This window comes from Vibrio sp. 10N.247.311.14, from assembly GCF_041467715.1.
Lineage (GTDB): Bacteria > Pseudomonadota > Gammaproteobacteria > Enterobacterales > Vibrionaceae > Vibrio > Vibrio crassostreae_C.
Map to the genome: position 1 here is coordinate 34706 of NZ_JBFSVE010000011.1, position 13231 is coordinate 47936.

Here is a 13231-nt window from a genome sequence, read left to right on the forward strand (position 1 = left end):
AATGAGCCAAGAATTTAATATTGCTATTTTAGGTGCGACTGGTGCGGTTGGTGAAACCATTCTTGAAGTACTTAAAGAGCGTAAATTCCCTGTCGGTGAAATGCACTTACTAGCAAGTGAACGTAGTGAAGGCAAAACTTCCCGTTTTAACGGCAAAACAATACAAGTACAAAACGTAGAAGACTTCGATTGGTCTCAAGTACATATTGCGTTTTTCTCTGCAGGTAGCGAGCTTTCAGAGCGTTGGGCTCCAATTGCGGCTGATGAAGGTGTGGTTGTCATCGATAACACATCACGCTTCCGTTACGAATACGATGTTCCTCTGGTTGTGCCTGAAGTGAACCCTGAAGCGATTGCTGAGTTCCGTAACCGTAACATCATCGCGAACCCTAACTGCTCGACTATCCAAATGGTAGTAGCGCTAAAACCAATTCACGATGAAGTGGGCCTTGAGCGTATTAACGTTTCAACTTACCAATCTGTGTCTGGTGCAGGTAAGCCAGGTATCGATGAGCTAGCGGGTCAAACGGCTAAGCTTCTTAACGGTATGCCAGCTGAAAACTCAGCGTTCTCACAACAAATCGCTTTCAACTGTATTCCTCAAATCGATGAATTTACAGAGAACGGCTACACGCGTGAAGAGATGAAGATGGTTTGGGAAACTCAAAAAATCTTTGCTGACTCTTCAATCACAGTGAACCCGACTTGTGTCCGCGTACCAGTATTTTACGGTCACGCAGAATCTCTACACATTGAAACTCGCGCACCAATCGGTGCAGAGCAAGTGGTTCAGCTTCTAGAGAACACAGAAGGTGTTGAAGTATTCCAAGCGCTAGACTTCCCAACTCAAGTTCGTGATGCAGGTGGTAAAGACCACGTAATGGTTGGTCGTATTCGTAACGACATCAGCCATCACAGTGGCGTAAACATGTGGGTTGTCGCTGATAACGTTCGTAAAGGCGCAGCAACAAACGCAGTTCAAATCGCTGAAGTTCTGATTCGCGATTACTTCTAAGCTTTATTGCTTTGATAAAAAAGCCTCACTCTTTAGTGGGGCTTTTTTAATCGATTAAAAATATTGTTAGTCAAATTGTGTGAAATTGCTGCGAATATTGTTGCTGCAACACATTTTTTGTTTTCATCTCTATAGTTTTACGTCATTTATCCGATATATTTAATAGATCATCACTTTTCCGAATTTAAGCACCTAGCTGAGCCTTTTATGTTTCAAATTTTCAAGCCGTGGTTAATGCCTTTTGCCTTTATCATTGCGACTCAGATTTCCGTTGTTCGTGCAGATTCCATTCGAGTTGTAGGGCCTAATGGCCAGATACAATCAGCGCCTACGTTTTCAGAACCACTTCAAAGAGCGCAATCAAATAGCGCTGAGCCTTCACGTTTCTATGGTCCAACTCGCGGCTCAGAAACATTGTGGTCTATTGCCTCAAAGTTACGCCCTGATAACTCCGTTTCAGTCCAACAAACTCTGTTGGCTCTTTATCGCTTAAACCCACAAGCGTTTGAAAACCAGAATATCCATAGCCTGCTGCCTGCGAGCAATCTACGCGTGCCTTCTTTAGAGCAAGCACGTGCAAGCTCGACGCAGCAAGCTATCAACATCATGAACTCACATCTTGCTAAGCTTGATGCTCCTGCAAGTAAGCCTGTCGCTTCAAAACCCAAAGCGCCGAGTTCTGATGCAAAAAATGTTACTCCTGCTAAGCAAGTAAGCACTACTGAAACTGCTAAAAAGCCATTGTCTCCAACTCAATCATCTCTAGCTCAATCTGCACCAACCCAAGAGATGAACAAGTTAGAGAAGCAGCTAGAGCTTTCAGAAACTGAACTGCTGTCACTTGAAGAGAAAAATCACCAACTTCGTTTGATGTTATCGAATGTTCAATCGGAAGTGGATGAGCTAAAAACAGAGCTCAGTGATGAAGACCGCATTCGTAGCGAAGTGGAAAAGCTGCTTGATGAAGAGCGCAGAAAGAACGCCGAAATTGAAAAGATGGCACCAAGTGTCATGGACGAACTGTTATCGAATGGTTGGTTAGTGGCGGCTCTTGCGATTATTCCAGGTCTGCTCATTGGTTTGATCGTTGTGATGCTGTTAGGCCGTCGTTCTAAAAATGATGAGCAACAGCAGACGACTCAAGAACAACCGCTCCAGCCAGAACCAAGTACCGTTGCACCTATTACATTGGGCGACGAGATGGACGACCTTAACGAGCTGTCTTTAGATGATGACTTGTTTGGTACGGAAGATGACGCCAACAAGCTGTTTGACGATCAAGCGCTAGCCGAAGAGGATGATGTCTTTGCTGGTTTAGATGAATCTGATCTCGATTTCAATCTAGATGGTGAAGACGATGACCCATTTGCTAGCATTGGCGAAAACGGTGATTTAGACACCAACTTCGACGATCTAGATTTAGACAGCAGCAACGGCATTAGTGTTAATGGCGAAGAGAAAGCGCTTGGCCTTGAAGAGATGGAACGTGCGCTAGACAAAACAGCGGAAAGCGCCGTCGATACTGATGATGTCGACTTTGATCTTTCTGATGATAACGCAATGTCTGCTGATGACATTGAAGCTTTACTATCTCAAGAGTCTGAAACTGAAGATCTCGGTTCCAACGAGCTAGACCAATCTTTATTAGATGATCTGTTTGCTCTTGATGACGAAGATGACGACAGCTTCGATATTGATGCTCTGATTTCGGAAGAGCAAAGTGATTCGCCTTCTAGCACTGAAACACCAGCAAGCGATGATTTTGACATCGATGCGCTTATCTCTGAGCAACAAAGTGAGACTAAGCCTGTTGATTTGAGCAATGACGATTTTGATATTGATGCTCTAATCTCTGAACAACAGTCCCCTGAGCCAGCTTCACCGACAGCGAATGATGATATTGATGACATCTTTGCCCAAGTTGCTGCTCAGAACGATCAAGCGAATGACCCTTTCAACCTCGATAGCGACGATGAGATTGCCACTAACCTAAACAGTGGTTTGGCGTTTGATGATGATATCGAAAACATTCTGTCTCAGTTCGATAAGCCCATCGTAAATGAAGAACCTCAAGACAGCGTTGATCTGCTTGATGAGCAACTGGCAGGCGATGACGTAGACCTAAGTAACTCGACAGACCTTCTTGATGAGATGCTAGGGGACGATTCGGATGATGAGTCTGAAAGCGAACCTCTTGGCTTTGATTCTCTGTCTGAGCTTGAAGAGCTTTCTGGTTTATCGACCGATGATGACCTCAACATCGCAGAAGACAGCACGGAAACCTTGGATGAATTAATAGGTGACTCTGACGACGATGATTTCGAACTCGACGCCGAAAGTACCGACTTATTGGATGATTTCCTTGATAGTGAATTGTCAGATGATGAGCTTTTAGCGGATGCATCAAAATCAGAATCTCTAGACCCATTTGATGACTTACTGACAAGTGGCATTGAAGACGAGCTTGAATCTGAAGATAAGACGTTTGATAAAGAGTTAGACGCAGCCTTTGGTTTGGACAACGCCAATGAGGAGCCTGAAAAGGACTCAGACGTTGAGCTTACTCCGTTAACCTCTGAAGGTGAGCCTGAGCAAGATCCGGACATTAGTGAAACACCACAACCTGAAGTCGTTACTGATGAATCGTTAGATTCTGAAATGACTCAAGAAAGTTCTGACATTAAGCCAGAAAATGATGAAGCCTTTAATCGTGATGGTTTTATCGATGATTTGTTCGGTGTCGCACCGGCAACGGATGCTTTGCTTGATGACTCGCTAGAAACAACAGACGAAGCGTTGATTGATGAGTTAATGACTTCTGATGACAATGATTTGTTGCCAGCAATAGAAGAGCCTGTTGAACCATCAATTGACAATACGGTTGAACCAGAGCAAGCGTCTCTTTTAGACAGCGACGAAGTATCAGCGCAAGAAACCGCATCATCGGTTGAAGATGATGAACTGGATATCGACTCGCTGTTATCTGAGAATTCTGATTTTGATAAACCAGCTTTTGAAGAGCGAGTTCAAGAAGAAACCGCACAACAAGAACCAGAGTCGAAAGAAGCCGACGTACAAGAGCAGCGTGAAGACATTGCTGTTAGTTTTGAAGATCAAGCTTCGCCATCCTCTTTAAATGATATCTCTGAAGATGATGAAGAGACGGTTGAAGATTGGTTAGCTGAAGCGATCGACGATGTAGAGTCTCCAGCGAACATCGACTCTGATTTCGACTTTGAGCCTAAAATTCAAGGTAGCGATGAATTTGAAGATGTCGTTGAATCCTTGCCAGAGCCAGAGCCAGAGCCAGAGCCAGAGCCAGAGCCAGAGCCAGAGCCAGTTCGTGCTGCCAATATGCCAGAAATTATTCCAAATGAATTTGGCGTACCACAAGACGACGATTGGCTGATTGAAGATGAGACGTCTGCACCAGAAGCATTAGCAGAAACTGAGGTAGCACCAGAACCTGTAGCACCTGTTGTTGAACCTAAATTAGACGCTGAATCGCAAGTTGAAGCTACTCCACAAGCGGAAGTTCCAGAACAAGAAAGCGAAGACGAATTCTCGTTTGATGACTTCGAATTACCTGAGTTTGGTGAAGAAGACGCACTGGCGGAAGCTGATGCTGAAGCAACACCAGAATCAGTAGTACCTGCTGTTGAGACTCAAGCTGAAGCTAAGAGTCAAGACGACGAAGAGTTTTCGTTTGATGACTTTGAGTTGCCAGAGTTTAGTGAAGAAGACGCACTGGCGGAAGCTGATGCTGAATCAACATCAGAGCCAGCAACGCCTGATATCGACTCTCAACCAAGTGTTGAATCGCAACCAACCGCTGAGCCTCAGCTAGAGGCTGCACCACAGGCTGAAACTGCGAAACCAGAAAGCGAAGAAGAGTTCTCGTTTGATGATTTTGAGCTGCCAGAATTCGGTGAAGAAGATGCATTAGCTGAAGTTGTTAGCGAACCAGACGAAGCTCAATTAGAACAAGATCTATCTGATGGCACTGAGAAGTTCGAATTCGATGACCTTGATCTGCCTGAATACGATGAAGAGAGTGCGAAAGCCGATTCTGTCTTAGATGATATTGAGCAAAGCAGTGCTGAGCCAGTAGCAGAAGATGAAGGCGTAGAGTTCAATGAACTTGATTTACCAGAATACGGTGAAGATGAAGCCATCTCTGATGCTTTTGCTGAGAAGCCAACACCGCTAACGTCTTTCAGTCCACAAGGCGAAGAGCAGGATGCGTTGCATGATTTGTTCTCAAACCCGCAGAGCTTCAGTCACGCTGAAGATTTCTCGAATGCACAAGATTCTGAGTTGGCTGGTTTTGCACAGCCAGAAGAATCACTGAGCGCTGCGTCAGAGCTAAACTCAACGCCTGCAGCGGTTCAAGACGAGCCACTAGAAGGCTTTGATGACTTTGATGAGACAGCATTAGCTGAGTTGCTTTCTGAAGATGTTCAAGACTCTGTCGACAACATGTTCGATAAGCCATTGGATGCAACATCGATTGATAGTGCAGGGCTAGATATTGATGCCATGCTAGAAGTTGGCGGCGAAGACTGGAAAGGCTTTAACCTAGCGCCAGAGCAACAATCGAGCATGCATAATGATGTGCCTGATGACCAACAAGAGATTTGGGCGTCGGCTGAACAGCAAGCTGAACCGAAGATCAAAGAAGAGAACTGGGCTCAACAAGACAACCTAACCGAATCAGGCAGCAGCCGTGATAAGCAATACATGACCATTGATGAACTGATGGCTCAAGTCGAGCAAGAAGGTGAAGAGGTCATTAATCCAGATGATGAAGAGCTTAAACTGGATGTTGGCCTAAATGAATTCCCAGACGTTATCGGCGACATTGGCAACTATGATGTTGATAGCAACGCAGAGGCTGCAGGTAAGCTTGATTTGGCTAAAATTTACATCGAGATGAGTGACTCGCAAGGTGCAATTAAGCTTCTAGAAGAGGCAATCGTTGACGGTAGCGATGATATTCGTCGAGAGGCAAAAAACCTGATCGATTCGTTAAACGGTCGATAAATTAAAAATCATAAAGGGTAGCGTTGGCTACCCTTTGTTTTAAGGCGATACAGCGCGCCATTGTATTATTTGGTTTCTTAAAAGTATCGTCTCGGTCGATGCTGATTGTTTATTGAAGTTTTAGCCCCATCCTATTTGGGCTAGCACTGATTTCCGTATATACTTCTCGCCCATTTTCAAAGAGAACAAGAACATGAAAATTGCTTTAGGTATTGAATATAACGGTACCCACTACTTTGGTTGGCAGCGCCAACGAGACGTGAAAAGTGTCCAAGAAGAATTGGAAAAGGCTCTTTCAGTTGTCGCGAATCACCCTGTAGAAGTTATGTGCGCAGGTCGTACAGATGCCGGTGTTCACGGTACGGGACAAGTCGTTCACTTTGAAACTAATGTCGATCGTAAAATGGTGGCATGGACAATGGGCGCGAATGCCAACATGCCAAAAGATATTGCGGTTCGTTGGGCGACAGAAGTGAATGAGGATTTCCATGCTCGTTTCTCAGCAACTGCCCGCCGTTATCGCTACATTATCTTTAACCATGCACTTCGCCCAGGCATTTTGAATTCAGGCGTGAGCCATTATCATGGTCATCTTGATGAGAAAAAAATGCACGAAGCGGGTCAGTACTTACTTGGTGAGAATGATTTCACTTCGTTCAGGGCAACACATTGTCAATCTCGCAGCCCATGGAGAAACATGATTCATTTGAATGTGACTCGCCATGGACACTACATTGTGATCGATATTAAAGCGAATGCGTTTGTTCACCACATGGTGAGGAATATTACTGGTAGCCTTATTGCCGTCGGTAAGGGTGAGCAGAAACCAGAGTGGATCCAGTGGCTTTTAGAAGCTAAAGATCGAAAAGTAGCCGGCGCAACTGCAAAAGCGGAAGGTTTGTATCTGGTGGATGTTGATTATCCCGAACATTTTGAACTACCACGAGAGCCAATTGGTCCTCTATTTTTGCCGGATAATTTGAACTAAATGTGAGACTTAGGTTCAAAAATTATTACGGTTTAGTGCGTAAGATAGTCCCAGAAAATAGGTACAACCAGTTTTTTATCTACAGTCGCTGTTTTATGTGCTTTAATTCCCACGCATAATTCCCAAATTTATTTCTTTCGCAATCAAGCGGAAGAATCGAAACAAAAAGGTCTTCCATGAGTTGGCTTGAAAAGATTTTAGAAAAAAGCAACATCGTAACATCTCGTAAAGCGTCTATCCCTGAGGGTGTTTGGACTAAATGTACTTCTTGTGAGCAGGTTCTGTACCATGCTGAACTAGAGCGTAACCTAGAAGTATGTCCAAAATGTGACCATCACATGCGCATGAAAGCACGTCGTCGTCTGGATACATTCCTAGACAAAGGTGAACGTGTTGAACTAGGTACTGATCTTGAGCCACAAGATAAGCTGAAATTTAAAGATTCTAAGCGTTACAAAGAACGTATCTCTGCTGCACAGAAAAACAGTGGTGAGACAGACGCACTAGTAGCAATGAAAGGCGAACTGCTTGGTTTACCTATCGTAGCGTGTGCTTTTGAATTCTCATTCATGGGCGGCTCAATGGGTTCTGTTGTAGGTGCTCGTTTTGTTAAAGCGGTTGATGCTGCAATTGAAAACAACTGTGGTTTAGTTTGTTTCTCTGCAAGTGGTGGTGCGCGTATGCAAGAGGCATTGATGTCTCTAATGCAAATGGCGAAAACCAGTGCTGCTCTAGAGCGTTTATCTGCGAAAGGCCTACCGTTTGTTTCAGTCATGACTGATCCAACAATGGGTGGTGTTTCTGCAAGTTTGGCGATGCTTGGCGATATCAACATTGGTGAGCCAAAAGCACTTATCGGCTTTGCTGGACGTCGAGTAATCGAGCAAACGGTACGTGAAGACCTTCCTGAAGGTTTCCAACGCAGTGAGTTCCTACTAGACCACGGTGCTATCGACATGATTGTTGACCGTCGTGAGATGCGTCAGCGCGTTGCAAGCCTTGTTGCTAAAATGACCAACCAGCCTTCACCATTAGTAGTTTCTGTGAACGATTCACCGAATGAAGCTACTTATGAAGTACCAGAAGCGCCAGAAAAAGGGTAAAGTACCTTCTAACAAACCAACTTAATTATGGTTATGAGTTAGATGAGTCAACAACCTATTCCTCAAGCCACATCCTCTTCGGAGATGTGGCTTGATTATTTATCAAACATCCACACAAGCGCTATTGATCTTGGATTAGACCGAGTTCAGGCCGTCGCCTCTAAGGCAAACCTCACCAAACCTGCTCAACATGTTATTACTGTTGCCGGAACCAATGGCAAAGGCTCAACATGTGCACTGATGGAAGCGATTCTATTGGACGCTGGTTACTCAGTTGGTGTCTACAGCTCTCCTCACTTAATTCGCTATAACGAACGTGTTCGTATCAACGGCCAAGATCTATCTGATGAAAAGATGGTTCAGTCTTTCGATTTTATTGAGAAAGAGCGTGGCGAAATCAGCCTGAGCTTTTTCGAATATGGCACTTTAGCGGCGTTACGTGCATTTCAAACTGAAGCGGTTGATGTTGTGCTATTAGAAGTTGGTTTAGGCGGACGTCTAGACGCGACCAATATCGTTGAGCATGATGTTTCCGTGATTACTAGTTTGGCTGTCGACCATGTTGACTGGCTAGGTGATGACATCAATGTGATTGGTTTTGAGAAAGCGGGCATTTATCGTAGTGGTAAACCCGCTATTTGTGGTCAACCTAAACCACCGGCAACGGTTGCAGCGCACGCTGATGACATTAAGGCTGAGTTCTATCAAGTTGGTATTCAATACACTTATGATGTTGACGGTGATACGTGGAACTGGCGCAGTGGTGCATTCCAGCTGGAATCGCTACCTATTCCGAGCTTGCCGTTACCTAACGCTGCAACAGCGCTGATGGCATTGGGCACATCAGAGCTTAATATTAGCGACGTGAACGTTGTTAACGGCATGAAGAATGCGAAGCTTCCTGGGCGTATGCAGCAAATTAGTGATCAACCCGTGATTGTGCTTGATGTGGCGCACAACCCGCATTCCGCTGAATACTTTGCGCAGCAAGTTACGAAAAAGTATGCGGGTAAAAATTTACACGTTGTAGTCGCCATGCTTCATGACAAAGATATTCCCGCGACATTGGAAGTATTAGCGCCAATCGCAACTCATTGGTATCCAGCTTCATTGCAAGGGCCACGTGCAGCGACAGCAGCTGAATTGTGTCAAAGCCTGCCTGAAGGTGTAGAGCAGTATCTAAACCCTGTAGCAGCGTTTGAAGCGGCTTTAGCTTCTGTTAAAGGTGATGATGTTGTGTTGGTGGTCGGTTCTTTCCATACCGTAGGCGAAGTCTTGGAGCATTGGCAGAAAAAAGGAAACTAAATGGCAAGTAAATTCCAAAGCCGATTAGTCGGCACCATCATTTTAGTGGCCATTGGCGTGATTGTATTGCCCGATGTGCTAGATGGTAAGAAGCTCCACTATAAAGAAGAGTTTGCAAGCATTCCGATTAAGCCAGAGCTTGATAGTAATGTTGAAGTGTTTGAAGTACTCGATCCCGTTGAAGATCAGATAGCGCTACCGGATTCTCCAGTTGAGCAAGTGGTTGAAAGTGGTCGTACTGATAGTTCAAACACGCAAACCGCGTCTTCTTCCAATAATAAAGAAGCTGACAAAGTGGCAGTAGTAGTTAAGCCAGTACCGGAAAAAAATGAATACCAAGACAGTGCTTGGATTATTCAATTGATGGCTTTGAAGAATGCTGACAACGCAAAAAACGTTGTTGAGGATCTGCAAAAGCGTGGTTATCAGGCTCACACCAAGCAAGAAAAAACTTTTACGCGAGTAATTATTGGCCCGGATGTCTCTAAATCAAAACTTGAGCGACAAATTAAGGAATTAGAAAAAATTACGGGTTCAAAAGGCCAATTGCTCAAATTTAAACCGTTAAATCCATAAGAAAACGTTTGCGTCAGCATTTTTTCTGTTAAAATGCGCGCCAACTTAAGATGAAGAATTCATGAATTGGTTAGATTTTGTCATTTTAGGCGTGATCGGCTTCTCTGCCGTGATCAGTTTAGTTCGTGGTTTCGCTAAAGAAGCCTTGTCACTCGTAATTTGGTTTGGAGCATTTTTTATTGCTAGCCAGTACTACGCTAAATTAGCGATGTACTTCACCAATATCGAAGATGAGATGTTTCGAAACGGAACTGCGATAGCAGCATTGTTTGTTGCAACGTTAGTTGTTGGTGCCTTAGTTAACTATGTCATCGGTCAGCTAGTTCAGAAAACAGGCCTGTCAGGTACAGACAGAATCCTCGGTGTCGTCTTTGGTGGCTTACGTGGTGTTTTGATTGTTTCTGCAGTGTTGTTTTTCATGGATGCGTTTACTGCATTCCCAAGTTCTGAGTGGTGGAAGAATTCGCAATTGGTTCCGGAATTTAGTCGAATCATTGCGCCGTTCTTCGAGCATTTACAAGCAACATCTAGTTTCTTATCTGGCGCGCTCTAGCGCCAGTTAATGTCGAAAAATCGAGGATTAGGACATGTGTGGTATTGTTGGAATCGTGGGTTCAACACCTGTAAACCAGTCTATTTATGACGCTTTAACGGTATTGCAGCATCGTGGCCAAGATGCCGCTGGTATTTGTACCATAGAAAGCAATCGTTTCCGTCTGCGTAAGGCGAACGGTTTAGTAAAAGATGTTTTTGAAGCAAAACACATGCAGCGCCTACAAGGTGAAGTTGGTATTGGCCATGTTCGTTATCCTACAGCGGGTAGTTCAAGTGCGTCTGAAGCTCAGCCTTTCTACGTAAACTCTCCTTTTGGCATTACGTTGGCGCACAACGGTAACCTGACGAACGCAAACGAAGTTCGTGAGAAGTTGTTCGAAAAAGACCGTCGCCATGTAAACACAACCTCTGACTCTGAAGTTCTACTGAACGTATTGGCTCATGAGATCGATACTGTTAAAGGTAACGTGACTTCGGATGATGTTTTCCGCGCTGTGGCAAATGTGCACCGCACAATTCGCGGTGCTTACGCCGTAACTGCGATGATCATCGGCCACGGTATGATCGCATTCCGTGACCCACATGGTATTCGTCCACTGTGTCTTGGTAAGCGTGAAGTTAATGGTAAAACAGAGTACATGGTTGCGTCTGAATCGGTAGCACTCGATGCTGTTGGCTTCGACTTCATGCGCGACGTAGCGCCAGGTGAAGCTATCTACGCAACATTCGACGGTGAGCTTTTCACTAAGCAATGTGCAGACAACCCACAACTAAACCCATGTATCTTTGAGTTTGTATACTTTGCACGCCCAGATTCATTCATCGATAAAATCTCGGTTTACAGCGCACGCGTTGAGATGGGTGAGATGCTTGGTAAGCGTATTAAAGAAGAGTACGCAGACTTAGATATTGATGTGGTTATCCCAATCCCTGAAACATCAAACGATATTGCGCTGCGAATCGCTCAAGCGATCAATAAGCCATACCGTCAAGGTTTCGTAAAAAACCGTTATGTTGGCCGCACGTTCATTATGCCTGGTCAGCAACAGCGTAAGAAGTCGGTTCGCCGTAAGCTGAACGCAATCCGTTCTGAGTTTAAAGGTAAGAACGTTCTATTGGTTGATGACTCTATCGTTCGCGGCACAACATCAGAGCAGATCATTGAAATGGCCCGTGATTCTGGCGCAAACAAAGTGTTCATGGTTTCAGCAGCTCCAGAGGTTCGCTTCCCTAACGTGTACGGTATTGATATGCCGAGCGCGACAGAGCTGATTGCTCATGGTCGTGATAACGAAACGATTTGTAAGCAGATTGGCGCAGATGCCTTGATTTTCCAAACACTACCAGATCTGATTTCGGCAGTGGGCATGGGCAATCAAGACATTTCTCGTTTCGATACTTCTGTATTTAACGGCGAGTATGTAACGGGTGATATCGACCAAGCGTACCTAGATTTCCTAGACTCTTTGCGTAATGACGACTCAAAGGTTCAGCGTGAGATTCAACAAGATCTAGCGAACCTAGAGTTACACAACGAAGGTGCTTAGTTTTCGTTAGTGGCAAGAATATAAAAAACCAGAGCATCGGCTCTGGTTTTTTTGTTTACGGAGAAGGGGATTTACCTTAATGAATGTGGTACGCGATCACAAAATCAATAAACAATCTAACTTTCTCTGGTAGATGGTCTTTGTGGTTATAAAGCATGTAAATATCACGAGGGTTAGCGCTCCAGTCTTCTAAGACTTGGACTAAGCTGCCATCTTCAATGTATTCACGGATCATCACGTCAGGCATTAGGGTGATACCTAGGCCTTCTGAACAGGCTTGTCTCACGACATTAAGCGCATTCGCATTGAAACGGCCTTTCTCGCTATTCACCACCGTCTCTTCATTCGAATTACTCAGCTGCCACTTAATCAGCGGGTAGCCTTTGAGTAGCGAATGGTTCGCTAGCTCTTCAGCATGGCTTGGTGCTGGGTTCTTCGCTAAATACTCAGGGCTCGCGATAAGAATATCTTTTACTTCACTGATTTTTCGAGCGATTAGGCTTGAATCACGTTGTGGGCCGACACGGAAAATCACGTCCCACTCAGTTGGGTCCAGCTGATCCGCTTGGTTGTTCATCATCAGCTCAATATTGATATCAGGGTATTGAGTCATGAAATCGCTGAACATTGGCATCATCATGCGCTTGGTCAGGTTGGAAGGTGCCGTAATACGAATCTTACCGGAAGCTCCTTTGCACACGTCAGTTAACTCTTCAGCAGTAGAAGAGAGACGCTGCAATAACGGAGAGCATTCATTGTAGAAACGTTCGCCTGCCTCTGTTAAAGAAAGTTTACGCGCGTGTCTATTGAGAAGCCTAAGGTTCAAAGAATCTTCTAAGGCTTGGATGCGTCGTGTGATGGTCGCAACCGGAATCATAGTCTTGCGCGATGTTGCGGTGTAGCTCCCATTTTCAACGACGAGTCGAAAGAGGTTTAAATCATCTAATTTCATAAATCCAGACACATTTGTTTACAATCTCATCTAATTTATACGTAACAGTGAGATCAATGTTTGCGTTACGTCAACTCGTTGCACTATTTACAAGTATTCCAACCCTCGTCACGAATTACCAGTAAAGAGTGCAAATTTGTGTATTTA

General features: G+C 44.6%; 9 protein-coding genes. 8 read left to right on the forward strand and 1 reads right to left on the reverse strand.

Annotation, left to right across the window (positions count from 1 at the left end):
- Position 1 precedes the first annotated feature (1 nt).
- The 8 genes from AB6F11_RS05890 (at position 2) to purF (ending at position 12132) form a co-directional block, all read left to right on the forward strand.
- On the forward strand, positions 2-1015 hold the full coding sequence (locus AB6F11_RS05890) for an aspartate-semialdehyde dehydrogenase (RefSeq protein ID WP_017062350.1): 1014 nt from the start codon (positions 2-4) through the stop codon (positions 1013-1015).
- A gap of 207 nt (positions 1016-1222) precedes the next feature.
- Positions 1223-6058, forward strand: a complete 4836-nt coding sequence (locus AB6F11_RS05895; protein WP_102420207.1) for a FimV/HubP family polar landmark protein — start codon at positions 1223-1225, stop codon at positions 6056-6058.
- Between the two features lie 193 nt (positions 6059-6251).
- The gene (truA, locus tag AB6F11_RS05900) at positions 6252-7046 is read left to right on the forward strand and encodes a tRNA pseudouridine(38-40) synthase TruA (protein WP_004734161.1); all 795 of its coding nucleotides are present in this window, start codon (positions 6252-6254) and stop codon (positions 7044-7046) included.
- A 176-nt stretch (positions 7047-7222) separates the two neighbouring features.
- Positions 7223-8149 (forward strand): acetyl-CoA carboxylase, carboxyltransferase subunit beta, encoded by a 927-nt coding sequence (accD, locus tag AB6F11_RS05905; protein ID WP_010436898.1) that lies wholly within the window; start codon positions 7223-7225, stop codon positions 8147-8149.
- A 42-nt stretch (positions 8150-8191) separates the two neighbouring features.
- A complete protein-coding gene (folC, locus tag AB6F11_RS05910) occupies positions 8192-9454 on the forward strand; it encodes a bifunctional tetrahydrofolate synthase/dihydrofolate synthase (protein WP_102393274.1) in 1263 nt (420 codons plus the stop codon).
- Positions 9455-10030: an SPOR domain-containing protein gene (locus AB6F11_RS05915; RefSeq protein ID WP_048662025.1), complete on the forward strand. Its 576-nt coding sequence runs from the start codon at positions 9455-9457 to the stop codon at positions 10028-10030.
- 61 nt (positions 10031-10091) lie between these two features.
- Positions 10092-10583, forward strand: a complete 492-nt coding sequence (locus AB6F11_RS05920) for a CvpA family protein (RefSeq protein ID WP_009848678.1) — start codon at positions 10092-10094, stop codon at positions 10581-10583.
- Between the two features lie 34 nt (positions 10584-10617).
- Positions 10618-12132, forward strand: a complete 1515-nt coding sequence (gene purF, locus AB6F11_RS05925) for an amidophosphoribosyltransferase (RefSeq protein ID WP_048660823.1) — start codon at positions 10618-10620, stop codon at positions 12130-12132.
- A 76-nt stretch (positions 12133-12208) separates the two neighbouring features.
- On the opposite strand, the gene AB6F11_RS05930 is transcribed toward purF, so the two are convergent.
- Positions 12209-13084 carry a LysR family transcriptional regulator gene (locus AB6F11_RS05930; RefSeq protein ID WP_048660822.1) on the reverse strand — a complete coding sequence of 292 codons (876 nt, stop codon included), beginning with the start codon at positions 13082-13084 and terminating at the stop codon, positions 12209-12211.
- Between the last annotated feature and the right edge of the window lie 147 nt (positions 13085-13231).

Coding starts and splice junctions, on each gene's coding strand:
- AB6F11_RS05890 (WP_017062350.1), top strand. CDS start 2: ATGAGCCAAGAATTTAATATTGCTATTTTAGGTGCGACTGGTGCGGTT.
- AB6F11_RS05895 (WP_102420207.1), top strand. CDS start 1,223: ATGTTTCAAATTTTCAAGCCGTGGTTAATGCCTTTTGCCTTTATCATT.
- truA (WP_004734161.1), top strand. CDS start 6,252: ATGAAAATTGCTTTAGGTATTGAATATAACGGTACCCACTACTTTGGT.
- accD (WP_010436898.1), top strand. CDS start 7,223: ATGAGTTGGCTTGAAAAGATTTTAGAAAAAAGCAACATCGTAACATCT.
- folC (WP_102393274.1), top strand. CDS start 8,192: ATGAGTCAACAACCTATTCCTCAAGCCACATCCTCTTCGGAGATGTGG.
- AB6F11_RS05915 (WP_048662025.1), top strand. CDS start 9,455: ATGGCAAGTAAATTCCAAAGCCGATTAGTCGGCACCATCATTTTAGTG.
- AB6F11_RS05920 (WP_009848678.1), top strand. CDS start 10,092: ATGAATTGGTTAGATTTTGTCATTTTAGGCGTGATCGGCTTCTCTGCC.
- purF (WP_048660823.1), top strand. CDS start 10,618: ATGTGTGGTATTGTTGGAATCGTGGGTTCAACACCTGTAAACCAGTCT.
- AB6F11_RS05930 (WP_048660822.1), bottom strand. CDS start 13,084: ATGAAATTAGATGATTTAAACCTCTTTCGACTCGTCGTTGAAAATGGG.